The 24,093-nt window shown below is 34.4% G+C and carries 25 protein-coding genes; 21 read left to right on the forward strand and 4 right to left on the reverse strand.

The window, feature by feature from the left end; translation table 11 throughout:
• The 9 genes from M0Q24_RS07355 to M0Q24_RS07395 form a co-directional block, all read left to right on the forward strand.
• The coding region (locus M0Q24_RS07355) for a cbb3-type cytochrome c oxidase subunit I (RefSeq protein WP_295049012.1) at positions 1 to 720 on the forward strand (720 nt) is incomplete at its 5' end.
• A gap of 10 nt (positions 721 to 730) precedes the next feature.
• Positions 731 to 886: a hypothetical protein gene (locus M0Q24_RS07360; RefSeq protein ID WP_295049015.1), complete on the forward strand. Its 156-nt coding sequence runs from the start codon at positions 731 to 733 to the stop codon at positions 884 to 886.
• Between the two features lie 61 nt (positions 887 to 947).
• Positions 948 to 2,588, forward strand: a complete 1,641-nt coding sequence (locus M0Q24_RS07365; RefSeq protein WP_295049018.1) for a nitrite reductase — start codon at positions 948 to 950, stop codon at positions 2,586 to 2,588.
• Between the two features lie 205 nt (positions 2,589 to 2,793).
• Positions 2,794 to 3,099, forward strand: a complete 306-nt coding sequence (locus M0Q24_RS07370) for a cytochrome c (RefSeq protein ID WP_295049021.1) — start codon at positions 2,794 to 2,796, stop codon at positions 3,097 to 3,099.
• Positions 3,099 to 4,223: a radical SAM protein gene (locus M0Q24_RS07375; protein ID WP_295049024.1), complete on the forward strand. Its 1,125-nt coding sequence runs from the start codon at positions 3,099 to 3,101 to the stop codon at positions 4,221 to 4,223. The genes M0Q24_RS07370 and M0Q24_RS07375 overlap by 1 nt, the downstream gene beginning before the upstream one ends.
• Complete coding sequence (locus M0Q24_RS07380; RefSeq protein WP_295049029.1) at positions 4,213 to 5,349, forward strand: cytochrome D1 domain-containing protein; 1,137 nt, start codon at positions 4,213 to 4,215, stop codon at positions 5,347 to 5,349. Before M0Q24_RS07375 ends, M0Q24_RS07380 begins: the two co-directional genes overlap by 11 nt.
• The gene (gene cobA, locus M0Q24_RS07385) at positions 5,349 to 6,089 is read left to right on the forward strand and encodes a uroporphyrinogen-III C-methyltransferase (RefSeq protein WP_295049032.1); all 741 of its coding nucleotides are present in this window, start codon (positions 5,349 to 5,351) and stop codon (positions 6,087 to 6,089) included. The genes M0Q24_RS07380 and cobA overlap by 1 nt, the downstream gene beginning before the upstream one ends.
• The gene (locus M0Q24_RS07390; protein ID WP_295049035.1) at positions 6,082 to 7,587 is read left to right on the forward strand and encodes an ATP-binding protein; all 1,506 of its coding nucleotides are present in this window, start codon (positions 6,082 to 6,084) and stop codon (positions 7,585 to 7,587) included. The genes cobA and M0Q24_RS07390 overlap by 8 nt, the downstream gene beginning before the upstream one ends.
• Positions 7,577 to 8,266: a response regulator transcription factor gene (locus M0Q24_RS07395; RefSeq protein ID WP_295049037.1), complete on the forward strand. Its 690-nt coding sequence runs from the start codon at positions 7,577 to 7,579 to the stop codon at positions 8,264 to 8,266. The genes M0Q24_RS07390 and M0Q24_RS07395 overlap by 11 nt, the downstream gene beginning before the upstream one ends.
• A 132-nt stretch (positions 8,267 to 8,398) precedes the next feature.
• On the opposite strand, the gene M0Q24_RS07400 is transcribed toward M0Q24_RS07395, so the two are convergent.
• The 3 genes from M0Q24_RS07400 to M0Q24_RS07410 are packed head-to-tail and all read right to left on the reverse strand — an operon-like array spanning position 8,399 to position 10,693.
• The gene (locus M0Q24_RS07400) at positions 8,399 to 9,514 is read right to left on the reverse strand and encodes a multiheme c-type cytochrome (protein ID WP_295049040.1); all 1,116 of its coding nucleotides are present in this window, start codon (positions 9,512 to 9,514) and stop codon (positions 8,399 to 8,401) included.
• A 51-nt stretch (positions 9,515 to 9,565) separates the two neighbouring features.
• Positions 9,566 to 10,267, reverse strand: coding sequence for a tetratricopeptide repeat protein (locus tag M0Q24_RS07405; protein WP_295049043.1), 702 nt, complete (start codon positions 10,265 to 10,267; stop codon positions 9,566 to 9,568).
• A gap of 12 nt (positions 10,268 to 10,279) precedes the next feature.
• On the reverse strand, positions 10,280 to 10,693 hold the full coding sequence (locus M0Q24_RS07410) for a hypothetical protein (RefSeq protein WP_366934184.1): 414 nt from the start codon (positions 10,691 to 10,693) through the stop codon (positions 10,280 to 10,282).
• Between the two features lie 89 nt (positions 10,694 to 10,782).
• Between M0Q24_RS07410 and M0Q24_RS07415 the strand changes: the two genes are divergently transcribed.
• The 6 genes from M0Q24_RS07415 (at position 10,783) to M0Q24_RS07440 (ending at position 17,821) form a co-directional block, all read left to right on the forward strand.
• Complete coding sequence (locus tag M0Q24_RS07415; RefSeq protein ID WP_295049049.1) at positions 10,783 to 11,640, forward strand: DMT family transporter; 858 nt, start codon at positions 10,783 to 10,785, stop codon at positions 11,638 to 11,640.
• A 31-nt stretch (positions 11,641 to 11,671) separates the two neighbouring features.
• Positions 11,672 to 12,883, forward strand: coding sequence for an FAD-dependent oxidoreductase (locus tag M0Q24_RS07420; RefSeq protein WP_295049052.1), 1,212 nt, complete (start codon positions 11,672 to 11,674; stop codon positions 12,881 to 12,883).
• A 136-nt stretch (positions 12,884 to 13,019) separates the two neighbouring features.
• Positions 13,020 to 13,562: a PAS domain-containing protein gene (locus M0Q24_RS07425; RefSeq protein WP_295049055.1), complete on the forward strand. Its 543-nt coding sequence runs from the start codon at positions 13,020 to 13,022 to the stop codon at positions 13,560 to 13,562.
• A gap of 1 nt (position 13,563) precedes the next feature.
• On the forward strand, positions 13,564 to 15,012 hold the full coding sequence (locus M0Q24_RS07430) for a methyl-accepting chemotaxis protein (protein ID WP_295049058.1): 1,449 nt from the start codon (positions 13,564 to 13,566) through the stop codon (positions 15,010 to 15,012).
• Positions 15,013 to 15,218: 206 nt separating this feature from the next.
• The gene (locus M0Q24_RS07435; RefSeq protein ID WP_295049061.1) at positions 15,219 to 15,914 is read left to right on the forward strand and encodes a PhnD/SsuA/transferrin family substrate-binding protein; all 696 of its coding nucleotides are present in this window, start codon (positions 15,219 to 15,221) and stop codon (positions 15,912 to 15,914) included.
• Complete coding sequence (locus M0Q24_RS07440; protein ID WP_295049064.1) at positions 15,911 to 17,821, forward strand: diguanylate cyclase; 1,911 nt, start codon at positions 15,911 to 15,913, stop codon at positions 17,819 to 17,821. Before M0Q24_RS07435 ends, M0Q24_RS07440 begins: the two co-directional genes overlap by 4 nt.
• Before the next feature lie 53 nt (positions 17,822 to 17,874).
• Here M0Q24_RS07440 and M0Q24_RS07445 read toward each other — a convergent pair whose 3' ends face one another.
• Complete coding sequence (locus tag M0Q24_RS07445) at positions 17,875 to 18,240, reverse strand: hypothetical protein (RefSeq protein WP_295049068.1); 366 nt, start codon at positions 18,238 to 18,240, stop codon at positions 17,875 to 17,877.
• A gap of 241 nt (positions 18,241 to 18,481) precedes the next feature.
• On the opposite strand from M0Q24_RS07445, the gene M0Q24_RS07450 reads away from it, so the two are divergent.
• From M0Q24_RS07450 to M0Q24_RS07475, 6 genes are all read left to right on the forward strand, one after another.
• Positions 18,482 to 19,318 (forward strand): DUF234 domain-containing protein, encoded by an 837-nt coding sequence (locus M0Q24_RS07450; protein ID WP_295049070.1) that lies wholly within the window; start codon positions 18,482 to 18,484, stop codon positions 19,316 to 19,318.
• A gap of 10 nt (positions 19,319 to 19,328) precedes the next feature.
• Positions 19,329 to 19,865, forward strand: coding sequence for an alpha/beta hydrolase (locus M0Q24_RS07455; RefSeq protein WP_295049073.1), 537 nt, complete (start codon positions 19,329 to 19,331; stop codon positions 19,863 to 19,865).
• Positions 19,866 to 19,884: 19 nt separating this feature from the next.
• Positions 19,885 to 20,085, forward strand: coding sequence for a hypothetical protein (locus M0Q24_RS07460; protein WP_295049076.1), 201 nt, complete (start codon positions 19,885 to 19,887; stop codon positions 20,083 to 20,085).
• Positions 20,086 to 20,192: 107 nt separating this feature from the next.
• A complete protein-coding gene (locus M0Q24_RS07465; RefSeq protein ID WP_295049079.1) occupies positions 20,193 to 20,558 on the forward strand; it encodes a nitrous oxide-stimulated promoter family protein in 366 nt (121 codons plus the stop codon).
• Positions 20,559 to 20,724: 166 nt separating this feature from the next.
• Positions 20,725 to 22,821 (forward strand): Tex-like N-terminal domain-containing protein, encoded by a 2,097-nt coding sequence (locus M0Q24_RS07470; RefSeq protein WP_295049082.1) that lies wholly within the window; start codon positions 20,725 to 20,727, stop codon positions 22,819 to 22,821.
• Between the two features lie 77 nt (positions 22,822 to 22,898).
• The gene (locus tag M0Q24_RS07475) at positions 22,899 to 24,092 is read left to right on the forward strand and encodes a molybdopterin-dependent oxidoreductase (protein WP_295049085.1); all 1,194 of its coding nucleotides are present in this window, start codon (positions 22,899 to 22,901) and stop codon (positions 24,090 to 24,092) included.
• Position 24,093: the final 1 nt, after the last annotated feature.

A 24,093-nucleotide genomic window follows, 5' to 3' on the forward strand; every position in this document is an offset into this window, starting at 1 on the left:
TGGTTATGGATCGAAGTAGCTATGCTATTTGGTTCAGGTATCCTTGGTATGGGTCACCACTACTTCTGGATTGGTACACCTGAGTACTGGTGGGAAATTGGAGCGCTATTTAGTGCACTAGAGCCATTACCACTTGTAGCGATGTTTATCCACGTTCTTTATGACTGGGGTAAAACACAAGGTGGGCAAGATGCTACTGGACAAAAAGTTTCAGTTATTAACAATAAACCAGCGTTTACTTGGTTTGTTCTAAATGCATTTGGTAACTTTTTAGGTGCTGGTATATGGGGATTTTTCCATACACTACCACAAGTAAACCTTTATACTCATGGTACGCAGTTTACTTCAGCACACGGTCACTTAGCGTTCTTTGGTGCTTATGCTACGATACTAATAGGTATGATGTACCTTGCAGTTCAAGGTACAAATGGAATCAAGGTTATGAAAAGTACTAAGTCTTCTGTTTGGGCTGCTAGTATGATTACAGGTGGTGTTATGGGTATGACTGTAGCGCTAACTATTGCTGGATACGTTCAAGTTCTAGTCTCTCGCGCACAAATGGGTGCTACATGGGCAGGATATTTTGATGGTCAAAGCGGTTTATGGTTTGCACAAGCAATGGATTGGAGACTAATTATGGGTGTCGTTACATTTATAGGTTTCCTTTTCTTAGCAAAAGATTTACTATCTACTGGCAAAAGCCAAATTCACGAAAGATAAGGAGAATACTATGTTTGAACCAATGACAGACGTTATTCCAAGCTTTTTTGCTTGGATTAACCAAGGACCATTAACTCTTACGCTTTTTCTTCACACTATTATTATACTTCCAATGTTTTGGATTTATAGACAAGAAAAAACTCGTTTAGAGAACGAAAGTAAATAAAACCGATTGTTGTGCGGGCCTTCGGGCCTGCGTATATCTTTATTTTAGGAGGAAGAATAAAATGAGATTAAATAAATTAGTTATGTCAATTGCTGCTTTTGCAGTAGTTACGACGGGTGTTAGCGCTGCTACATCCAACATGGATGTAGAGAAAGTTTTCGAAAAAGAGTGTCAAGGTTGTCACGGTCCTAACCACGAAGGTGGTGTTGGTTCTGACTTACGCCCAGATGTAATTGCTAAGAAAAATGCATATACTCTTGCAGAGACTATTTTAAATGGTAAAGCAGGTACTGCTATGCCTGGATTTAAAGACAGTTTTTCTAAAGATGATGCAGATAAAATGGTTGACTATCTACAAGCTTTTAAAGGTAGAAAAATTAAGCAGCTTACACTTGAAGCTGTAAAAGAAGGGTGGAAGCCTCTAAATGATAGAGCTGCATTTTTCTCTAAATATCCACAAGCTGTAGATGTTAAGAAAAACACTGATATCTGTTTCGTAACTGAAAGAGATGCAGAGCGCGTTGCATTTGTTGATGGTACTAGTGGTAAAGTTTTATCTAAGCACCCAGCTGGTTTTGCTGTTCACGTTACAGTAACTAACAAGCGTCAACCTCGTTATGCTTACTCGATCTCTCGTTCAGGTCTTGTAACAATGTTTGACCTTAATACTCCAGGTCAGCAAAAAATTGCTGAGTGTCAAGTTGGATCAGACTCTCGTGGTCTTGCAGTTTCTCCAGATGGTAAGTACCTAATGGCTGGTAACTACGTTCCAGGCGGCGCTGTACTTATGGATGCTATGACTCTTGAGCCACTGAAAGTTTATCCAACTTCTAGTGTAATTAAGCCAAACGGTGATATAGCTTCATCTCGTGTAGCTGGTATTTTTGATACTCCATATGGTCCTTATATTGCATTCGCACTTAAAGATGGTGGGCATGTATATATAGTTGATTATTCTAAGCCAGGTTTCCCAATTGTTGGAGATATTCCAAATATTGGTGATATTCTTCACGATGGTTTCTTAAATGAAGGTAAAGAGATTGGTAGATACTTATTTATCGCTTCTCAAGGTTCAGATGTTGTTGGTGTTGTAGACTTTAAAACTAAGTCGCTTGTAACTAAAATCTATACTGGTCCAGCTTCTAAGCCACACCCAGGACAAGGTTCTTCATGGTACAATGAGACTCTAGGTCAACAACTAGGCGCTACAGTTAATATGAACTTAGGTCAAGTAACTATTTGGGATGATAACTTTGATGTTATTCGTCAAATTCCAGTAGGCGGTGGTGGACTATTTATTGGTACATCTGAGCATACACCTTTCCTATGGGCTGATAACGTTCTAGGTGGAGAAGATGTTTGGAATCAAATTCATTTGATCAATAAGCAGACTCTTGAGTTAGATAGAATTCTTACTGTTGGTACTAAACAAGGTACAGTTATAGACCCAGTAACACATAAAGTACTTTACAAGTGGAACGTTCCAACTGTTAAAGATGCTGATGGTAAAGCAGTGATTCCTAGAATCTTACACGCAGAGCCAGCAAATCATGGTCACTGGACTATGATTTCTGAGTGGAATGCAGGTCGTATCGGTATATATGAAGCTAAAACAGGTAAATTTGTTAAATATATAGAAGGTTTAACAACTCCTACTTTTACTTACTCTATCGAGCATAGACAAACTATCCCAGGTGCATAATTAGCACTTATACTACAAGTTTCTCTCCTTTTGGAGAGAAACATCTTTAAACTTCACAAAAAATGTCAAACTTGACTAAAATCAACCATTTTTTTCCAATAAATAGCTATTCTAAGCATATGCAATAATGACAAAATTCAATTTGCATAAACTATAAATCAAGCTTTGCTTTGATAAAATAGAACATAAATATGAAAGATGAAACATGAAAAAAATTACAATACTGGTATTGGCTTTGTCGGCTTTTTTATACTCTAATGATATAGATGGTAAAGAAGTATTTAAAACCTACTGTTGGGGATGTCATCATGAGACTGCTGAAGCTTTTGGTCCTTCTTTTTCTGAGATTGCAAACAATAGAAGCAAAGATGAAATTAGAGCCTATATCATTGATCCAAAAGCGATGTATGAAGCTTTTGGTTATAAAAGGACAGTAATGACTGAGTTTAACTTAAGTGACAAAGAATTAGATGCAGTAACTAATTACATTCTCTTACAAAAGGGTAAATAATGTTTAGACTATCAAACTTAATATCTTCAGTAGTTGAAGGTAAAAATGAGAGAGTTTTAGATGGCTCGATAGCTATCTGGAACTTTACAAATCGCTGTAACCTATCTTGTATGCATTGCTATTCAAAATCAACTCTTGATGAAGTAGATGCGCTTACAACTACGCAAATTAAAAAAACGATCTTAGAGATGAAAGAAAATGGTGTTAAGTTCATAATCTTTTCAGGTGGCGAGCCACTTACTAGAAAAGATCTCTTTGAGATAGCTGATTTTTGCAAGGAAAATGGCATCATCACTTATCTCTCAAGCAATGGACTTTATTTTACCAAGGGCAATGTTGGACGTATAGTAGAGACTTTTAACTATGTTGGCATTAGCATCGATGGAGATGAAGAGACACATGATTACTTTCGAGGATTGAAGGGCGCATTTCGTGAGACTCTAAAGGCTGTAAAACTTGCAAATGAAACTGGCGCGAAAGTTGGTATCCGATTTACTATTACAAAAGAGACTATAGGCTCATTAGAGTATATATTTGATCTTGTTGAGAAAGAAAATATACCTAAGATCTATATCTCGCATCTTGTTTACTCAGGACGTGGGCTTGACAACCTTAAGATGGATCTCACAAAAGAGCAAAGAAGAGAGTCTGTTGAGTTTATACTTAAAAAAGCATTTGAGTACTATGATACTGGCAGAGAAATAGAGATAGTAACTGGCAATATGGAGCAAGATGCAATCCTCTTTTTAAATGAGTTTGCATCAAGATATCCAGATCTAAAAGATATTATGAGATCTAGGCTTACTTCATGGGGTGGAAATTCGGCTGGCAGAAAACTACTAAATATAAATAGTGAAGGTGATGTTCGACCTGATCCATTTTTCCCTATAACTATTGGAAATATTATAAAGCAAGATTTTGGCGAGATCTGGCAAAACGGCGAACTACTTGATAAACTTAGAACTCATCCACGAGAAGTTAGTGGGATCTGTAGCGAGTGTGAGCAGATAGACATTTGTAACGGTGGATCTCGTGCTCGTGCATACGCGATAACTGGTGATTTATGGAGCGAAGATCCATCTTGTTATTTAACCAAAGAGGAGAGACAAAGAAATGAAGTTTAAAAAAACAATACTTGGTGCAGTAATCCTTGCAACAACACTTACTAGTCTAAGCGCAAAGGGTGTAAATCCGATTTTAAGAATGCTAGACAAGGAAGAGAAACTCTTTGTAGTTGAGAGAGAAGATAGCTCTTTGGCGGTTATAGAAAAGGGATTGACAAAGTCTCATATAAAAGGTGTTCACAACATGAACCACGGTGTTGTGAAGTTTTACGGTAAAGATGGCTACATCATCTCAAGAGATGGCTATGTTATAAAGTTTGACCCAGAAGAAGAGGTAATTCTCAAAGAGAAAAAAACAAGTGATAGTGCGATCGGTTTTACAGTTGCAAAAAACTTTCTTGCTGTTGCAAACTATGCCAAAAAAAGTGTAGATATTTTAGATAGAGATCTAAACCCGATCCAATCATTTGAAACTGGTTCAAAAAATGTTGGTATAAAGCAATATAAAAATTATCTTATATTTTCACAAATGAACAATGACAAAATAACAGTTTTAAAAGACAAGAATGAGGGTAAAGGGCTTCCTAACTTTGAGATATATAAAGAGTTTGAAGATGTCGGGGTGATGCCTTTTGATGCTATGATAAAAGATAATAACTTTATAACAGGTTTTTTTCAAAGTGACCATTTTGGAGTTGTAGATCTAGACACTATGAAGTACTCTAAGATAGAAATACTTCTAGATGATAGAAAACCAGTTCTTAAAGTTCCTCACTTTGGTTTTTGGAGTATTGGTGGCGGTCATGTGTTTATTCCCGCAGTTGGTAATAATAAAGTACTAGTTTATACACCTGATTTTAAGTTTGAAAAAATTATAGAAACTGAGGGTTTACCAGTGTTTACTGCACTCTCACCTGATAAAAAATTCCTAGCTGTAACATTTAGTGGAGAAAAATTTCCTGTGCTTCAAATCATAGATACCACAACTCTAGAAGTTATTAAAAGATTTGAATTTGATGGAAAAGTTCTGCATGTTAGATGGTCAGGTATCAGACCAAATCTTTATGTATCTGTAAATGATACAAATAAAATAGCTGTTTTAAATACTGATTCTTGGTATTTAAGTCGTGAAATATTTCAAGTTAAAAAACCATCTGGTATATTTATTTATGAGGAAGACAGATAATGAATAAGGTCTATTTAACGGGTGCTGGTCCTGGAGATATAGAGCTTTTAACCATAAAAGCACTCAGAGTAATAAAGGAAGCTGATGTTATCATATATGATAGGTTGGCGAATCCAGATATACTAAAAGAAGCAAAGAGTGGCTGTGAGTTTGTATATGTAGGCAAAGAAGATGGCAGACATATAATGCCTCAAGATGATATAAATGAGGTAATCTACCAAAATGCTCTAAAACACAAGTGTGTTGTCCGTTTAAAAGGCGGGGATCCTTTTGTTTTTGGTCGTGGTGGAGAAGAGGCTCTTTACTTACTAGAGAGAGGCGTAAAATTTGATGTTATACCTGGTATAACCTCTGCTATATCAGCACCTGCATATGCTGGAATACCAGTGACTCATCGCGGTGTATCGGTTAGTTTTAGAGTGGTGACTGGACATGAATCTCCAAATAAAAAAATCTCTCAAATTCCATGGGAAAATTTTAAATCTGATGATACTATTGTCTTTTTAATGGGACTTCATAATCTTCCAAGAATATCTAAAAAACTCATAGAGCTTGGAAAAGGCTCAGATTATCCTGTTGCGGTTATCTCAAAAGGAACAACAAAAGATCAAATAGTTGTTGTTGGAACTCTTGGAAATATCGTAGAAAAAGCGAAGGATGTACCAACTCCAGCACTTATAGTAGTGGGAAGAGTTGTTGAACTCAGAGATCAACTTAAATGGTTTGAGGGTAATGATTAAGCATAATTACAAAGATGCAATAGAGATTAGTAAAAATATCTACTGGGTTGGAATGTACTTACAAGACGACCCATTTCAGTGTCATCCATACTTTATAAAAAATGGTAATGAGTCTATTTTGGTAGATCCTGGATCTATGTTAGAGTTTGAAGAGACTGTTAGAAAAGTAAAAAGCATAGCCGATATAAGCAGTATAAAATACATTATACTTCATCATCAAGATCCAGACTTAGCAGCTGCAGTTCCGGAGATAGAAAAGCTTATAAATAGAGATGATTTACTTATCGTTACGCACTCAAGAACAGCTCTGTTGATAAAACATTATCTTGTAAGCTCAGATTATTATGAGATAGACAAAAATGATAACAAGCTTATTACTTCAAGTGGATTTACACTTGAGTTTTACACTACACCATATTGTCATGCACCAGGGGCTTTTGTAAGTTATGAACCACAAACAAAGACACTTTTTTCGGGTGATATCTTTGGAGGCATAGAAAAATCATGGGAATTTTATGCAGATGAGACATACTTTACTAAAGCAAAGCAGTTTCATCAAGAGTATATGCCAAGTAAAGATATATTTAACTTTGCACTACAAAAAATTGAAAAGTTAGATCTAGAGTTAATTGCACCACAACACGGCTCTATTATAAAAAAGAAATATATTAAAAATCTTATAGAAGATATGAAAAAATTAGATTGTGGAATATATATAGATGCAAAGTACAATCAAGAATTACTAGATACTATAAATGAATTACAAGAGAAAAAAGAGACTATTAAACAAAGAGATAAACAACTCTATGAGCAGTCAAAACGAGCCGAAATGGGTGAAATGATAGGAAATATTGCTCATCAGTGGAGACAGCCATTAGCCATAATAAATACAATTTTAGCCATTTTAAAAGAGAAAAATAGTGCTAAAATACTAAGCAATGATGATTTTGTACAAAAGATAGAGACAATGGAAGAGAAAGTAGAGTATATGTCTGATACCATTGAAGACTTTATGAACTACTATCAACCAGATAAGAACAAAAGTATCTTTAACATAAATGAAGCCTTACAAAGAGCCTTAAAGATAACAAACTATACTGTACAAAACCACCAAATAGAAGTAAAAACAACTATAGATGAACAACTGCATACAAAAGGCTATATAAACGAGTTTGTCCAAGTTATAGTTTCTATACTATCAAATATCTATGATATTAAAAACATAAGAGAACTTTCTCTTGTAAATATAGACATAAAGATGCAAAAAGATGGTTTAGATGCCTTAGTTATTATAAGTGACGATGCACAAGGGATAGATGAAAAAATCATATCAAAGATTTTTAACCCATACTTTACAACGAAACACCAATCTCTTGGAACTGGACTTGGTTTGCATATTGCAAAAACCATTATAGAGAACAATATGAATGGCTCTTTGAGCGTTAAAAACAACCAAAAAGGTGCAACTTTTATCATAAGGATGAAAAATGAAAAATGATGAAATTATTGAAGATATTTCTATTCTCATAGCTGAGGATGAGACACAGCTAAGGGAATATTTAGAAGAGTATTTGAAAATATTTTTTAAAAAAGTCTATGTTGCTAAGTGTGGACATGAAGGTTATTTGCAATATGTGGAGAAAAAGCCAGATATTATAATAAGTGATATAAATATGCCAAATTTAAATGGTTTAGAGATGGTAAAACGTATTAGACAAAGGGATGAAGATACTGAAATAATTATCATAAGCGCTCACTCAGAAGAGCAAAAGTTACTTCAAGCCATAGAACTCAAACTTGTAACTTATCTTATTAAGCCCATCAACTCACTAAAGCTAAAAGAGCTTTTATTTGGGCTTGTAGAAAAATTAAGAAGTTCAAAAAAAAGAATCTATCTTAGTAATAATATTTTTTGGGACAAAACATCCTACACTCTTTGGAACTCTGAGAAGCAGATCTCTTTAAAAGAAAAAGAGATAATGCTCTTTAGACTTCTTTGCTCTAAATCAAACCATGCTTTTACAGCTGAGGCAATCTTTTACCACATCTATAAGGACTCAGACAAAGAGTTCTCAGAGTATGCAGTTACATCTTTTATAAAAAGGCTTAGAGCAAAACTACCTGAAAATCTAATTCAAAATGAATACGGTATAGGCTATAAAATAGTCTTAAATTGATCTAATAAATTTAGATATTTGCTTATGACAAGATCTGCCAAACTTGGTAGGTATAATTTTAAGTGAGACTTTCTAATATCTCCTTGATTCACAACATATTGTATAAAATCAGAATTTAACAAAATTCTGATTTTAGTATATGTACAAACTCTCTTCATCTCCCATATATGGTTTTATAATATCTATACTCTTTATATCTAGCTTTTTAGCGATCTGCGGATTTACTATATAGCTTATCCAGGCACTTTTTATCTCATCACCTTTTTGAAGTTTTGGCACTTTGTACTTGACAACTTTTGTTTGGCTTGCTTTTAAATTTCTATTTAATTTATAATCAACTGCATCGCTTGGCATAGAAGTATTTCCTTCATTATCTTTAAAAACTATAATAAAAGAAGCCTCCGTGTCTTCTATAGGACTCTCTTTAAAGTTACTCCAAATGATTTGCTTATCTCTTGTTATAGTAGTTTTTACAAACTTTAATCTCATTGGATGTGTAATGATGGAGTGCCCCATTTTGTTATTTATGGTAAGTTCAAGGACTTCATTTTTATAACTGAGCTCTAACTTTACGGCTTTTTTTATCATCTTTTGTGAGTGAACACCTAAAAAGTTATGTGAGGCATAGTCTTTTCTCATACCCTTGTTCTCTTTCTCAACAGTACCAGCAGTTCTAGTCATATGACAGCCAATACAGTCACTTGTTTTATCATATTGGTTTTTAGTGTTACAAACCTCAAAGCCTTTTGCATTTTGTTTGTGAGAGTGACACCCCATACAGACTTCTGAATTTTTATATATTTCATTATCCATAGACTCATGTTCGTTGCTTTCATATGGTTTTTTCAAGTTTCCAAAGACCATAGGCTTGTTGTCTCCTTTGTAGTTGGAGAAGTTTATTTTATGGGCTTTTGAATCGTAGATCTTACTGATTTGATGGCAGTAAAAACATGAAACTCCATCTGTTTGTCTATAGTCATTTGGATCTGGTTGTTTCTCCCCACTCATAATAGAGCGAAGATCTTTAGCTGCTGGCATATGACAAAGCGCACATTTATAGCTATTTTTACTTGTAGCCTCTTTTACTTTTGCATGAACTTCATCTTTAAAAAGAGTTGATTTATGGTGCATTGAAGAGGTATGTTCGCGGTAGATATTTTCGTGACATTCGTTACAAGATTCAGAAGATGGATACTTCGTTTGAGCGTTAAGAGAGATGATAACTAGCAAGAAGAGCAGATACTTCATAATAGACTCCATAGTTTTAGTATGGAGTTATTATACTGTAAAATTTTATAATTAATATTGCTCTAGGTTATGTTTTTGCCAAAGCTCTTGAGCTTTTTCATCTCCAGAATTTTTTGACTTTTTCGCCCATTTTTTTGCTTTTTTATACTCTGCTTGAGTGCAGTAAATCTCTGCTAAGAGATAGTAAGCTTTTGTATCTCCTTTTGTAGCCCTTACTTCAAGCCACGCAGCAGCTTTATCTAGTTTTAGAAGTTGCATATAGATAAGCCCAACATTTTGCTCAGCTTGCATATTCCCACCAAGCGCAGAGCTCTCTAGCAACTCGGCTGCTTTTGTGATGTTTTGATCAGCTCCATCACCTCTGTAGTACATTAAGGCTAAGTTATATTGAGCATCTGGGTTCTTAGCTTCTGATGCTTTACTTAGCCATTTTAGAGCCTCATCTGAGTTTTGAGAGATATTGTTCCCAACAAGATACATCATGCCTAGATCATACTGAGCCTTTGCATCTGAATTTGAAGCTGCACGATTTAACCATTGTAAACCTTTATCTGTGTCTTTTTGCACTCCTAAGCCATTAAAATAAAAATAACTAAGAGCATTTTGTGCCTTTGTATCTCCATCTTTTGCACTCTTTTCATAGAGTTTAAATGCTTCTTTATAATCTTTTTTTACAAAGGCACTGTGAGCCTCTTTTGTATCTCCAAAGAGTGTAACTGACAATAATGCCACCATCAAAACAAACTTTAACATAACAAACCTTCCTTATTTAATTTTACACTCACTCATCATTTCTCGCCAATCATACGAGAAGTTTTTTAGGATGTATGCCCTATGATGAGGTACTGTGCAAGATGAACAGTCTTGATGGATAAAACCACCACCTGAAAACTTTTTGCCATTATTTATATCGCACTCACTTAGAATGACTTGCTCGTTGTACTTTGATATTCCATCGTCACTAAATCTAAAGTTTGGGCAAGCGCACATATAACAGTTAAGACTTTTCATATCATGACACTTTTTGTTTTCTTTATAAAGTGGGCAAAAATCAACTTCATGCTTTTTCATGTTTTCAAAGTCGAAGTAATCAATTATCTGCTCTTTTGTGTACTCTTTACTTTGTAATTTTTCTACAATCTTTTTGTGCTTTTGTGCGTGAGATTCAAACCAGTCCATATATTTCATATAGATATATTACCAAAAAATCTAGTTTCTTTTAAGCTATAATGACAAGAAAATTAGAACAACTCCAAAATGAGCCAACTTTGAAAAATTCATATTTCACATATCTTCTCATCTTAGCCATGTTTTTATGGGGAGCTGGATGGAGTGCTCTTAAAATCCTCACAGAGAGTGCCTCACTTGAAGTGGTAGTTTTTTGGCGTTTTTTTCTTATGAGCCTCTCTTTTATCCCCATACTTTATTTTATAAAAATTCCTCTTAGATTAAACAAGCATAGTTCAAAGTTTATACTATCAAGCTCTGTTTTAAACATCTCATTTATGGTTTTTGCATACCTAGGAGTAAAGAGTGGATTTGCTGGAAATGGTGGAGTTATCATCACAACTCTAACTCCACTTGTAACATTTTTAATAGTGGGTGTCTTATTTAAAACAAGGTTTAAACTTTCACAATATTTTGGTCTACTTCTAGGGCTTGTAGGAGGTGCGATAATCCTAGAGATCTACAAGCTAGAACTAAGCAGTGCAAATATCTACTTTATACTTTGTGCTGTTGTTTGGGCTGGAGTTACTCTGCTCTCTCAACACTCAAACAAACATATCCATCCAATACACTATAGTTTTTATATCTCCGTAGTTGCAACTATAGCTTCCTTTATATACACCTATGATGCGGGACTTCTAAGTGTTTTTGAGTTAGATGCAAAGTTTTGGATAGCTCTTATCTATTTAGCTGTTTTGGGTCAAAGTGTGGCTACTACAATTTTTTATATAGCTTCAGCTAGATTAGGAAGTGAAATAACAAGTTCTTATATGTTCTTAGTTCCCATCTTTGCTTTAGTTGTCGCTTGGATCATCTTAGGTGAAGAGTTACAAAGTCACATTATCATAGGAGGCTCAATAAGTCTCGCTGCAATTTATTTTATAAATAAGAAGCGTTAATAATACTTTAACTATAGCTAGGGTATATTTTATGATTAATATAAATAAAAGGTATGCTATGAAGAGTGTTTTAGTTATCGGTGGCGGATTTAGTGGACTTGAAGCTGCAATATATTTGAGAAAATACAACTATGATGTGACACTTGTTAGTGATAGAGACTATTTTTTTATCTATCCTACCTCTATCTGGATTCCAACACGAGAAAAAGAGTTTGATGAGATCTGCATAGATCTGCATGAACTTCAAAAGGTTCACGGCTTTAATCTTATAGTCGATGCACTCACAAACATAGATGCAAAACAAAATAGTTATACTTTGGCTTCAGGGAAAGTGCTGAGATCTTATGATCACGTTATATTAGCGATGGGCGCTTCAAGACTAAAGCATGAAGGCATAGAACATACTCTTTCGATCTGCTCAGATCCAGAACAATCACTCAAGCTTAGAGACGCTCTTGATGTGCTTATAGAAAAAGGAAGAGGTAAGATTTCATTTGGTTTTGGAGGAAATCCTAAAGATAGTTCAAGTGTTAGAGGTGGACCAGCTTTTGAGCTTTTATTTAACACACATAATTTGCTAAAGAAAAAAGGTATCAGAGATAACTTTGAGCTATCATTTTTTGCCCCTATGAGTGAGCCTGGAAAAAGAATGGGTGAAAAAGCTCTAGTTATGATGAATAGTTTTTTCAAAAAGATTGCTATAAAACAATATTTTGGTAAAAAAATAAAGGTATTTAAAGAAAATAAGGTCATTTTTGAAGATGATTCAGAACTAGAGTCAGATCTTACAATGTTTATAGCTGCTGGAAGTGGACATGAAGTAGTTCAAAAGTCAGATCTTGTAAAAAATGAAGCTGGGTTTGTAAAGATAGATGAGTATTGTCGAGTTGTTTTTGATGATGAGAATATGCCAAAAAACATCTATGCAATTGGTGACACAGCAGCCCTACAAGGTCCAGTTTGGAAAGCTAAACAAGGACATTTAGCTGAGTTGATGGCGAGAAATGTAGCTTTTAATATATCTCAATTAGATAAGGGTGAGACGAACCTAAAAACATATAAACAACACATAAATATATTATGCTTAATGGATAGTGGAAATGGAGCCTCTCTAATATATAGAGATGATGAAAAAGCTTATATGATACCGCTTCCTTTTGTTGGTCACTATATGAAAAAATGGTGGGGTATTTATGCAAAATTGTCAAAACTAGAAAAAATTCCAAGAATTTTTAATTTATAGCAATTTAGTGTTACTTTGTGTAGCAAAAATAAATTTCATACTACTATAATAAACTAAGAAATATTTTTAACTATATATTAAGATATAATTTTTACTAATAGTTAAATAAAATATCTGCTTTATTAAGGAGTAATTTATGCTTAGAAAAAAACTATCTAAAGAAGATTCTCCAAAAAACATTACAAACATCGAAAAACAACTAGATGCTAATGATTTTATAGTCTCGAAAACTGATATAAAGGGCAATATTATCTACTGTAATGAGATATTTAGCAATATTGCTGGATATAAAACATCTGATCTAATAGATGCAAATCACAATCTTGTAAGACACCCTGATATGCCTTGTCTTGCATTTAAGATTCTGTGGGATCTTATTAAAAATAAAAAAGAATTTTTTGGGTTTGTTAAAAATTTATGTGCTGATGGAGGGTTTTACTGGGTCTTTACATATGTTACGGCTGATTTGGATGCAGATAAAAATATTGTAAGTTATACCTCTGTTAGGAGAAAACCTCTAAAGAGTGCCATCGATACTATTATTCCTATATATAAACTACTTATAGATGCAGAAAAAAGTGGTGGAATGGGTGAGTCCCAAAGAGTTTTAAATGAGTTTCTACAAAAAAATCAAACTAGTTATGAAGAATTTGTAGTAAATCTTCAAAAAGGAGAGTAGCATGAATAAAAACATTACAGTTGTTGCTCTTTTGGTTTTAGTGCTTGTAAGTGCTGCTATATTAGCGGTAAATTCTCAAGTTATTTTTGCTCTACTTATTGGAGTTTTTGCGATCCTTTCTTTGTTTATTCCTCAAAAACAAGATGCAAATAAAGGTGAAGATGCGCTTATGAACAAAATAGCTGCAACTTTAGAAGACGTAAAAGAAGGAAAACTCTCAACTCGTGTCATTTTGTATCGACATGATAGTAAATTAGAAAATATAGCGTGGAATATTAATAAGTGTTTAGATCAAGTAGAGGTAGTTCTAAGAGAGAGTAGAAATACCATAGATGCAGTTAGTCAAGGTTTTATGTATAGAAGTATGTATCCAAATGGCTTGCAAGGTGAGTTTGAAGAGACAGCACATCAGATACAAAAAGCAGTAGAGTCCATGAAAGCAAATGAGGGCTACAAAGTAATGGGTCAATTAAGCACTACTTTTAGTAACTTCAATGGTGGTATGAAAGGAAACTTTGACCTTATAACTACAGATATAAATAAAACAGAAAACTCATTTATGGATGTAACTGCTAGTACGTCAGAAGCCTCTAGCTCTGCTAAAGAGACTTACACCTCTTTACAAACTACAACCAAAGAGATAGAGAGTCTCAGCGAGCTTGTTACAAATACTTCTGATGCTATAAGAGAGATGGATACAAATGTAGGCGACATTGCTATGATAGTTAGTCTTATAAAAGATATAGCAGATCAAACAAATCTTTTAGCTCTTAATGCTGCCATAGAAGCAGCTCGTGCAGGTGAACATGGAAGAGGTTTTGCAGTTGTGGCTGATGAGGTCAGAAAATTAGCCGAGAGAACTCAAAAAGCGACAGGTGAAATTAGTATAACCATAAACCATCTTCAAGATCAATCAAAAAATATCTCACACAATGCTCTTGCGATGAACGATATAGCTACTCAAACCAGTCATACCATGGGAGAGTTCTTAGATACTATGAATAACTTTACAATAAATCTTACTCATACATCAAAACTCTCAAACACAAGTAGCTTTGCTCTGTTTTTATCAAATTATAAGATCCATCACATACTCTTTAAGTCAAATGCTTACTCTGCAGTAGTAAGCTCAACTGTTACACCAGAGTTGAAAAAAGATTACAAACATTGCGGTTTTGGGCTTTGGTACTATGGAATAGGGCGTGAGCTTTTTGGACAAAATAGCTCGTTTATGGCAATGGAATCCCATCACATTGCTTTTCATGATCTTATAAATGAAAATCTTGATTCTGCTTTGGCTGGTCATTGTCTAACAGATAAAGAGATAAAAGATGCTCTTTTAAGAAGATTTGACACGGCAGAGAGTCACTCAAATGAACTTTTCAAACTTATGGATAAGCTCTCACAAGAAGTTGGTGAGAGTGTAGAAATGTGTGAAGTTATAAAATAAAAAAACTTGATATCTTTAAGTTGATATTGTAATTTTTCAGTTAAACTTTATGTCAATTTAAACCTGGATTTAAAATACAATATGAAAAAACTTATTTTATTTTTTTTGCTATCTTTAGGTAGCCTACTTTTAGCGCAAAGTACTAAAGTGAACTTTGCGCCACTTCCTACAGAAAAGCTTACTGAAGATATGGAGTTTTTTTACCAATGAGCTCTTATTTAGAATCAAAAATCTCTATAAAAATCAACTATATTTATAAAAAAGATTATAAAGATATACTAGATGGCTTTAAAGATGGAACTATTGATATGGCGTATCTTGGACCTCTCCCTTACCTCTCTTTAAAAAAAAAGTATGAGTTTGTAGAGCCTATCCTTACATTTAAACAAGATGACGGGCTTACTAAGTATAGATGTGTTCTTGTAAAGTTTCAAGAAGATGAATTTAAAAAAGATTCACAGATAAAAGTAGCGCTTACACAACCTCTCTCAACTTGTGGTTACTTTATGAGTAGCATCTTACTAAGAGAAAATTTCAATATTGACCTCTCTGAGCAAACGTACAAATATACAATGTCACATGTAAATGCTCTTAATAGCGTCCTAAAAGGAGAGTGTCTGATAGCTGGAGTTAGAGAGAGAACAGCTAAAGAGTTTGAGTCCTTAGGTTTAGAGATTATCGCAAAAAGCAAGCTAATGCCAGGTTTTTCTCTTATTGTAAACACTAAAACACTTACAAAAGAGCAGATAAAGAGCATAAAAGAAGCACTTTTAGAGCTACAAGATAGAGATATAAAAAAGTTAAAAGGTATCTTGGTAAATGGAGTTGTAGAGGCTTCTGAGCGAGACTATGATGGCTTGAGTATAGATATTGAAATACCACAAAAGGTTGATACGAAATGAAGTTAAAGATCTCCATAGCCTTTATACTCATTTTTTTGGTATGTGGCGTTTTTTTAAAATTTTTATCAACCTCAAAACGCGATGTAATACAGAGTGCCGCAGATAAAAATATAGAGTTTTTAAGAGTTGCAAGTAACTCTATCTTAGATACTTATCTGCTTCTAGCCCAAAAAAGTTATTACAGTACTATTAATAAAGAGACAAAAGAGATCTTAAAAAAATTCAAATATGCAGATGAGTCTCAAAAAGCTATCTTAAGAGGAAAGCTTTATAGGCTTTTGTATAAAGACTATGAGTTTTTAACCAAGCTAAATGTAAGACAATTTCACTTTCATACGCATGATTCTAAGAGCTTACTTAGATTTCACCTGCCATATAAAAATGGTGATTCTCTAAAAGAGATTCGAAGTTCTGTTAGGATTGCAAATAGTGAGTTTAGAGATGTTATGGGTTTTGAAGGTGGCAAACTCTATCCTGGTTACAGGTATGTTTTTCCTATTTTTGATGAAGAAGAGCATTTAGGAAGTGTTGAATTTTCAATCTCTTTTGAGGGAATAGAAAAAAAACTTAGAAGCATTTTTCCATCTTTTACTCATAAGATAATCTTAGATAAAAAAACAAGTTATGAGAAGGTGTTTAAAGATCATAAAGACTTTTTTGCACCATCACAACTAAGTAGTGACTACTACTTAGAAAACCCAACAATCTCACAGATAAACAAAAAAGCATCAAGAGATCCTTTTGTCAACAAGATTACAGATCTAGTAAAAAGTAGTGAAGGTTTTTTAGAAAAGCTAAACAAAAAAAAGAGTTTTTCTTTACCTATAATACATGATAACAAAGGATGTGTAGCAGTTTTTTTAAACTTAAAAAATCTAGATAATGAGAGCGCTGGTTATATAGTTTCGTATGCTCCTCTTGATGAAATTGCCACTGCAAAAGCAAGATATGAATTTTTTATGATAATAGTTTTAGTAGTATCTTTACTACTTTTTATTCTTATTGTAGCCATAATCATACAGATGCAAAAGGTAAAAGATGAAGCTCTTAAGATACAAAGATTTATGGATGTTCAAAACTCTATAGTAATACTTACTGACGGAGTAAAATTCAACTTTGCCAATCAAAAGTTTTTTAACTTTTTTAACTATCAAGATATAGAAGCATTTTTAGAGAAATATGATTGTATTTGTGATTTATTTATAAGAGATGAAAATTTCTTTAGCTTGAGTGATGTAAAAAAAGATGAAAAACATTGGGTTGAGAGCCTCTTAAACCTTCCAGGAAGAGCTAGGATAGTCTTAATGTATGACTCAATCATGACTCCTCACGCTTTTTCAATCTCAATAAATCAATATGATACAAATTACTATGTTGTTGATTTTGCAGATATTAGTGATGCTATGAGTGAAAAACTTCAGCTTCAAAAACAGGTCTTAAAAGATACGTTAACAAATGCATACAACAGAGTATATTTTGATAAAAATATCGACTCAATACTAGAGATAAATAAAAAAGAGAGTAGTTACACTGCTATCATCTTCTTTGATATAGACTTTTTCAAAAAAGTGAATGATACCCATGGTCATGGAGTAGGAGATGAGGTTTTAAAAACACTCTCAGATATTGTAAGGGACAACATAAGAAAAGATGATAAGCTTATTCGTTGGGGCGGAGAAGAGTTTATCGTACTCTTAGCTGCTAAGTATATAGAAGAAGCAACTAAACTAGCTGAGCATCTAAGGATAGCTATTGAAAAATATAATTTTGACACTATAGGGTCACTAACTTGTAGTTTTGGAGTCTCTTTGCATAAAACTGGGGATATACAAAACACTATAAAAGAAGCCGATGAGAGGCTTTATCAGGCAAAAAGATCTGGTAGAAATAGAGTGATCTCAAGTTAAACATTAACAACTTTTTTCAGAAGTGAGGTTTTAGCCTCGCTTCCATTTATGCCTTATTTAGTTGGGCAGTTGCCAGATTTACAACTCTTAGCTTTAGCTTTTTTACTATCGCACTTCTTAGCATCGCACTTCATGCCTTTGTCAGACTTTTGTCCGCATTTGCAATCTTTACATTTACAATCCCCACAAGGACAGTTTTCATTACCACAGCTAGACATTTTTTTGTCACATTTGCATTCAGCACCACACTTACAAGTTTTATCAGACTTACACTTTGCATCATCACAGCTCTTTTTTTGCATCTTAGAGCTGTCACACTTACCTGAGTCACATTTCATCTGAGCATTAAGCGTTGTAGAACCTAGAGCCAAAAACATAATTGCTCCAAAAAGAAGAGCCAAGAGGTTTAGTTTTTTCATTTTTCGTATCCTTGAAATTAAATGGAGATTATTGTAGCATAAAAAATATTTATAAAACGACATCTCTTTTGCATGCTTAAAGTAGCTCAAAGTAGAGCTTGATAGATAGTTTGATACAATAACAAAAGTAAGTCCTTTTTGATCTACAAAGAGATATCAAAAAACAATTATAAGCCTATTTAATGTACAATCTTAAAAACAAAACTTTAAAGGCTCTACCATTAAAACACTACAAGAACAATTGAAATCTTTTTGCCACGAACATAAAATAGATAACATCCAAAAAGCCATAGAACTCTTTAGCATCTTTGGTGGCGTAGAATGGGGCGAGATAGATCTAGCGGTAAAGCCCTTTGATCTTGTAAAAAAACTCATTTTAGATGACTATACTTTTATACGAAACGACATCAGTATAACTACTACAGGACTTCCTCTTTATCACTCCATACTAAGTGCAATTGCACTAGGTGATGGAAGAGTTCACTCGGCCCTAAAACATGCAAATGTTAATATCGAAGTAGGAACTAAAGCCATAGACGAGCTTTTAAAAATAGGCATCATTACAAAAGAAAAACCTAGAGTAAAGTCAAAAAATGACTACAATGTATCTAATAAACTTCACTTTAACACGCCATTTATGAGATTTTGGTTTGCATTTGTATCACCTATTTTTAAGGGGATAAAAGAGGGCGATTATAAAGAGATAGAAGATAGGTTTAACAAACGAATATCAGAGTTTGAGGGTTATATTTTCGAACAACTCTCACAAGAGTTTTTAAAAACTTCATTTGTTGATGATGCTATTGTTGAGAATGGAAACTATTGGGATAAAGATACCGAGATAGATATCTATGCAAAGAGCAGATCTAAAAAAGTCATAGTTGGTTCATGTAGATATACAAACTCTAAAATTAAAAAAAGTGAACTTACAAAACTACAAGAAAAAGCTCAAGAAGCAGGCATAAAAGCCGATATTTTTGTTCTTTTTGCAAAAAATGGTTTCTCAAGCGAGCTTAAATCGTTAAAGAGTGATGCTTTGAGACTTTACACTCTAAAGAGTTTTAAATCTCTTTTATAAAGGTAAAAAAATGAAGAAAAAAATCTTACTACTTCATGGTTGGGGAGGAAGTGATGCACCTCATTGGCAAAGTTATATAGCAGCTGAGATTGCTAGAGATTATGGTTGTGTAAGTTTTTTAAAACTACCAAATTTTGAGTCACCTGATAAAGACATATGGATCAAAGAGACTCTAAAAGAACTTCGAGAGTTTAGAGCAGATATTGTGATCTGCCACTCTCTTGCAAATACTTTGTGGTTTCATATGTGTAATAGTGGACTCTTAGAAGATGTAAAGTATCTGTTTTTAGTTGCACCTCCAAGTTTAAACTCAAATATAGATGAGTTAAAAAACTTTTTCCCTATCCAAGCTCCTAAAGATCTACATGCAAAAAATGCTCTCTTGATTTGTTCTGACAATGATCCATATATGAGTATTGAAGAAGCTAAAGAACTTAGAGATACGCTAGGCATAGAGATGGAGATCTTAAAAAATGCAGGGCATATAAATGCAGATAGTGGTTTTGGCGAGTGGGAGTGGATGCTCCAAAAAATAAAGTCGTTATAAAAAATAAAAGGATTGTTTGGTGAACGATACAGTAGAAGAATTAGAATCAGAATTACAAATGGCATACTTAAACATAGACAATATTGCAGCGAGAGTTTCAAACAAAGAGCTTGATGCATATGAAGGGTTTTTGGAGTCGCAGAAGTGGAAAGACAGAATTGTAGAGATAGGCTATGCTTTAAAAGAGAAGGGCATAGATATAACTCAAAGAGTTGAGTAGATTTATCAAAGCTTAAAGAAAAAAAAGTATTGGCATACATCAAGTTCTTTATTTTTTATTTTCGGTACACTACATATCAAGCGAACAAATAAAATAAAGCATAAGAGATGACTGAAGAAAAATTTATCCATGACAGTCAGACTGTCTTAAAGTTTATCCAATGTTACTGTGACAATGAGCATACAAAGGCTGATAAAAAAATAGATTTCATCCCTCTTTGTTATAAACAAAGAGATCTAAATGAGTCTATCCACTACACTCTTTGCGATAGATGCCAAGAGACACTCTACTACTCATATATAAAACTGCAAAATTGTCCACACGATGAAAAGCCTAGTTGTAGAAAATGTCCAAAACCTTGTTATGATAAAAAAGAGTGGAAGCATTTAGCAAAGATCATGCGCTATAGCGGTCTGAAATTTGGGATCCTTAGAATTAAAAAACTCTTTAAAGGATTTCAAAAGAGTGCATAGATGTTTTCATATACTCTTATTCTCTTGCTCTGCGTGGGAGTTTACATATATACTACAACTCAGATATATATGAGTTCCAACGCAGAGCGTGGGAACTAGTTACGATGAGCTCCACAATGGTGGTCATTAAAATAAGAGTATAATTGCACAAAAAAGAAAGATACCTATGCAAAATCTCATTGACATACTTAGCCAAAAAACCTCTTTAAAAAAAGAACATATAAAAAACATACTAAAGCTACTAGATGAGGGATCTACCATCCCTTTTATTGCACGATATCGTAAAGAGTTGAGCGGTGGAGCGAGCGATGAAGATCTTCGTGAGTTTGAGCTAATATATATAGGTGCTAAAAACTTACTTGAGCGTAAAGCTGAGGTTTTAAGACTCATCGAAGAGCGAGCAACTCTTAGTGATGTTATTAGAAAAAGTATAGAAGAAGCTGATAGCTTAAGGGTTTTAGAAGATATTTATAGACCATTTAAAGAGTCTAAAAATACTCGTGCGACTGTTGCTATAAAAAATGGACTAACTCCACTTGCAAACACCCTGCAAAGTGCAAAACTAAGTAGATCTGAGTTTATAACTGAGGCAAAAAAGTTTGTAAAAGGCGATGTTAAGAGCATAGATGAAGCGATAGATGGAGCTAAAGATATCTTAGCTCAAAGATACTCTGAATCACCTCGTGAGCGAAGTGTTTTGCGAGAGAGTATGCTAAAGTTTGCGACTTTAGAGACTAAAAAAACAAAGAGTTTTAAAGAGGATGGAGTCTTTAAAAACTTAGCAGGTAAATCTGAGAAGATAGCCTATATCCCAGCATATCGTTATCTTGCTATTATGCGCGGGGTTAGAGAAAAAGAGTTAAGCGTAAAGATTGTTACAGATCTAGAGAGATTGGAGCAAAATATAAGACGCTTTAAGATCCCAAGCCACGCTTCAAGTTCGAGTGAGATCTTGTTTGAGGCTTATCAAGATGGATTAAAAAGACTCTTACTGCCATCGCTAGAGAGAGAAGTTCATAGCATTGTAAAAGAGAGAGCAGATCTCTCATCCATAAATGTTTTTGGGAAAAATCTTACGCAACTTCTTATGACTCCGCCAATTACCCCAAGAGTTATTTTAGGAGTAGATCCAGCTTATGTGAGCGGATGTAAGTTAGCAGTAATAGATGAGAGTTCAAACTATCTTGCTTCTGCGGTTATTTACCCAACACAACCAAGAAATGACTACGAGGGCTCTAAAAGAGTAGTCTTAGATCTTGTAAAAAAGCACTCTATTACAAGTGTAGCCATAGGAAATGGAACTGGATCTCGTGAGACTCAAGAGTTTTTTGCAAAGCTTATAGAAGAGGAAAAACTCTCTTTAGGCTACACTGTAGTCTCAGAAGCTGGTGCTTCCGTCTATTCAGCTTCAAAAATAGCTCAAGATGAATACCCAAAACTAGATGTGACCATAAGAGGTGCGATATCCATTGCTGATAGACTTCGAGATCCAATGGCAGCTCTTGTAAAGATAGATGCGAAATCTCTGGGCATTGGAGAGTATCAGCACGATGTGGATCAAAAACTTCTCTCAAAAAGACTAGACGATGTGACAGGAGATCTAGTAAACCGCGTTGGAGTAGATCTAAACTCGGCATCGGCTTTTTTACTCTCTCATATAGCTGGAATCGGTTTAAAGGTGGCTCAAAATATCGTCAAATATCGTCAAACAAATGGTGCATTTAAGACAAAGAGTGAGCTTTTAAAAGTAAAAGGTTTAGGCAAAAAAGCTTATGAACAAGCTGCTGGATTTGTCCGTGTAAAAGATGGTAAAAATATCTTTGATAACTCTGGGATCCATCCTGAGAGTTACGATGTAGCAAAAAAGCTAGATCTGGTCGAGTTACAAAACCTAGATCTTCACTCAAAAGCGAACGAGTTAAATGTAGGTTTTGAGACTTTAAAGGACATTGTAAAAGAGCTAATAAAACCAGGGTTTGATCCAAGAGAGGAGCTTCCTAGTATTGTTTTTAAAAAGGGCTTGACTAACATTGAGATGCTTCAAGAGGGAAGTGTGATCTCTGGAATTGTGCGAAATATTACAGACTTTGGTGCATTTGTTGACATTGGACTAAAAAACGATGGAATGATCCATATCTCGAAGATGAGTGAGAAACGGATAAAACACCCATTTGAACTACTCTCTATAAACCAACATTTGCCAAGCATAAGAGTAGTTTCGGTGGACTTCAAAACACAAAAGGTAGAACTTAGTTTGATTTAGTAAAAAGTTGACAAGTCTACTATTTTTGCTTTAACTTTTGTGTTAGAATAACAAAAAGTTATAAAAGGACTTAATAGATGCAAAGAAGAGACTTTTTTCGACTCTCACTCAGTGCTTGTGCGGTTGTCCTTGGCTCAAACGTATTTGGATCAACTCGTGAGCCACTTGATAACCAGAGAGTTATAGATGTTGCATTTCCACAAAAGCGACCACTCATAACTTATTCAGATAGACCTCCTCTTTTAGAGACTCCTATGGAATTTTTTAAAGATGCAATCACTCCAAATGATGCTTTTTTTGTAAGATGGCATATGCCTCGCATCCCAGTTCACAAGTACATTGATACTTATAGACTCTCAATCCATGGAGCTGTTAAAAAGCATACTTATCTCTCATTAGATGAGCTAAAGAGTGAGTTTGAACAGGTTGAGATCACAGCTGTAATGCAGTGTGGGGGAAATTCCAGATCTGCATTTGTACCAACAACAAGCGGTATACAGTGGGGAAATGGTGCTATGGGTTGTGCAAAGTTTAAGGGCGTAAGACTAAAAGATGTACTTGATCGCGTGGGACTTGACAAAGATGCAAGATGGGTAGGTTTAAATGGCGATGACAAGGCGGCTTTTCACAAGACTGAGAACTTTAAAAGAGAGTTGGCACTTAGTGAAATAAACGAAAATGTTATCATAGCTTATGAGATGAACGGCGAGGAGTTGCCATTTTTAAATGGTTATCCAATTCGTTTAATAGTTCCAGGAATGTACTCAGATAGTTGGGTTAAGATGCTTAGCAACATAAGTGTGACAAAAGAGTACCAAGAGCTTTTTTACATGGACAAAGCTTACCGCATAGCTGATAATGAGTGCGAGTGTGAAGAGCCAGACAACTTAGCTAAAAAAACAAAGCCCATCACAACTATGAACATCAAGTCTGTTATAGCTTACCCAAAAAATGGCTCAAGTATAAAAGTAGATGCAAACATCGTAGCAAAAGGTGTAGCGTTTGACAGTGGTAATGGTATAAAAGAAGTTCTTATCTCAGTTGATGATGGAAAAAACTGGGCTAAAGCAGAGCTTGGCGATGAACTTTCACTCTTTGCATTTAGAGAGTTTAAATTTGCTTTTAGGGCTAAGAGCCGTGGAGTTTTGACCATTATGGCAAAAGCTATAAATAATTTAGGCGAAGAACAGCCAAAAGCTAGTGCTATAAAGTGGAATAGAGGCGGTTATAAATATAACGGCATCGACACAATTTCTTTAGAGGTAGTATAAG

The sequence above is a fragment of the Sulfurimonas sp. genome, from assembly GCF_023228785.1.
Lineage (GTDB): Bacteria > Campylobacterota > Campylobacteria > Campylobacterales > Sulfurimonadaceae > Sulfurimonas.

Coding starts and splice junctions, on each gene's coding strand:
- M0Q24_RS07360 (WP_295049015.1), top strand. CDS start 731: ATGTTTGAACCAATGACAGACGTTATTCCAAGCTTTTTTGCTTGGATT.
- M0Q24_RS07365 (WP_295049018.1), top strand. CDS start 948: ATGAGATTAAATAAATTAGTTATGTCAATTGCTGCTTTTGCAGTAGTT.
- M0Q24_RS07370 (WP_295049021.1), top strand. CDS start 2,794: ATGAAAAAAATTACAATACTGGTATTGGCTTTGTCGGCTTTTTTATAC.
- M0Q24_RS07375 (WP_295049024.1), top strand. CDS start 3,099: ATGTTTAGACTATCAAACTTAATATCTTCAGTAGTTGAAGGTAAAAAT.
- M0Q24_RS07380 (WP_295049029.1), top strand. CDS start 4,213: ATGAAGTTTAAAAAAACAATACTTGGTGCAGTAATCCTTGCAACAACA.
- cobA (WP_295049032.1), top strand. CDS start 5,349: ATGAATAAGGTCTATTTAACGGGTGCTGGTCCTGGAGATATAGAGCTT.
- M0Q24_RS07390 (WP_295049035.1), top strand. CDS start 6,082: ATGATTAAGCATAATTACAAAGATGCAATAGAGATTAGTAAAAATATC.
- M0Q24_RS07395 (WP_295049037.1), top strand. CDS start 7,577: ATGAAAAATGATGAAATTATTGAAGATATTTCTATTCTCATAGCTGAG.
- M0Q24_RS07400 (WP_295049040.1), bottom strand. CDS start 9,514: ATGAAGTATCTGCTCTTCTTGCTAGTTATCATCTCTCTTAACGCTCAA.
- M0Q24_RS07405 (WP_295049043.1), bottom strand. CDS start 10,267: ATGTTAAAGTTTGTTTTGATGGTGGCATTATTGTCAGTTACACTCTTT.
- M0Q24_RS07410 (WP_366934184.1), bottom strand. CDS start 10,693: ATGGACTGGTTTGAATCTCACGCACAAAAGCACAAAAAGATTGTAGAA.
- M0Q24_RS07420 (WP_295049052.1), top strand. CDS start 11,672: ATGATTAATATAAATAAAAGGTATGCTATGAAGAGTGTTTTAGTTATC.
- M0Q24_RS07425 (WP_295049055.1), top strand. CDS start 13,020: ATGCTTAGAAAAAAACTATCTAAAGAAGATTCTCCAAAAAACATTACA.
- M0Q24_RS07430 (WP_295049058.1), top strand. CDS start 13,564: ATGAATAAAAACATTACAGTTGTTGCTCTTTTGGTTTTAGTGCTTGTA.
- M0Q24_RS07435 (WP_295049061.1), top strand. CDS start 15,219: ATGAGCTCTTATTTAGAATCAAAAATCTCTATAAAAATCAACTATATT.
- M0Q24_RS07440 (WP_295049064.1), top strand. CDS start 15,911: ATGAAGTTAAAGATCTCCATAGCCTTTATACTCATTTTTTTGGTATGT.
- M0Q24_RS07445 (WP_295049068.1), bottom strand. CDS start 18,240: ATGAAAAAACTAAACCTCTTGGCTCTTCTTTTTGGAGCAATTATGTTT.
- M0Q24_RS07455 (WP_295049073.1), top strand. CDS start 19,329: ATGAAGAAAAAAATCTTACTACTTCATGGTTGGGGAGGAAGTGATGCA.
- M0Q24_RS07465 (WP_295049079.1), top strand. CDS start 20,193: ATGACTGAAGAAAAATTTATCCATGACAGTCAGACTGTCTTAAAGTTT.
- M0Q24_RS07470 (WP_295049082.1), top strand. CDS start 20,725: ATGCAAAATCTCATTGACATACTTAGCCAAAAAACCTCTTTAAAAAAA.
- M0Q24_RS07475 (WP_295049085.1), top strand. CDS start 22,899: ATGCAAAGAAGAGACTTTTTTCGACTCTCACTCAGTGCTTGTGCGGTT.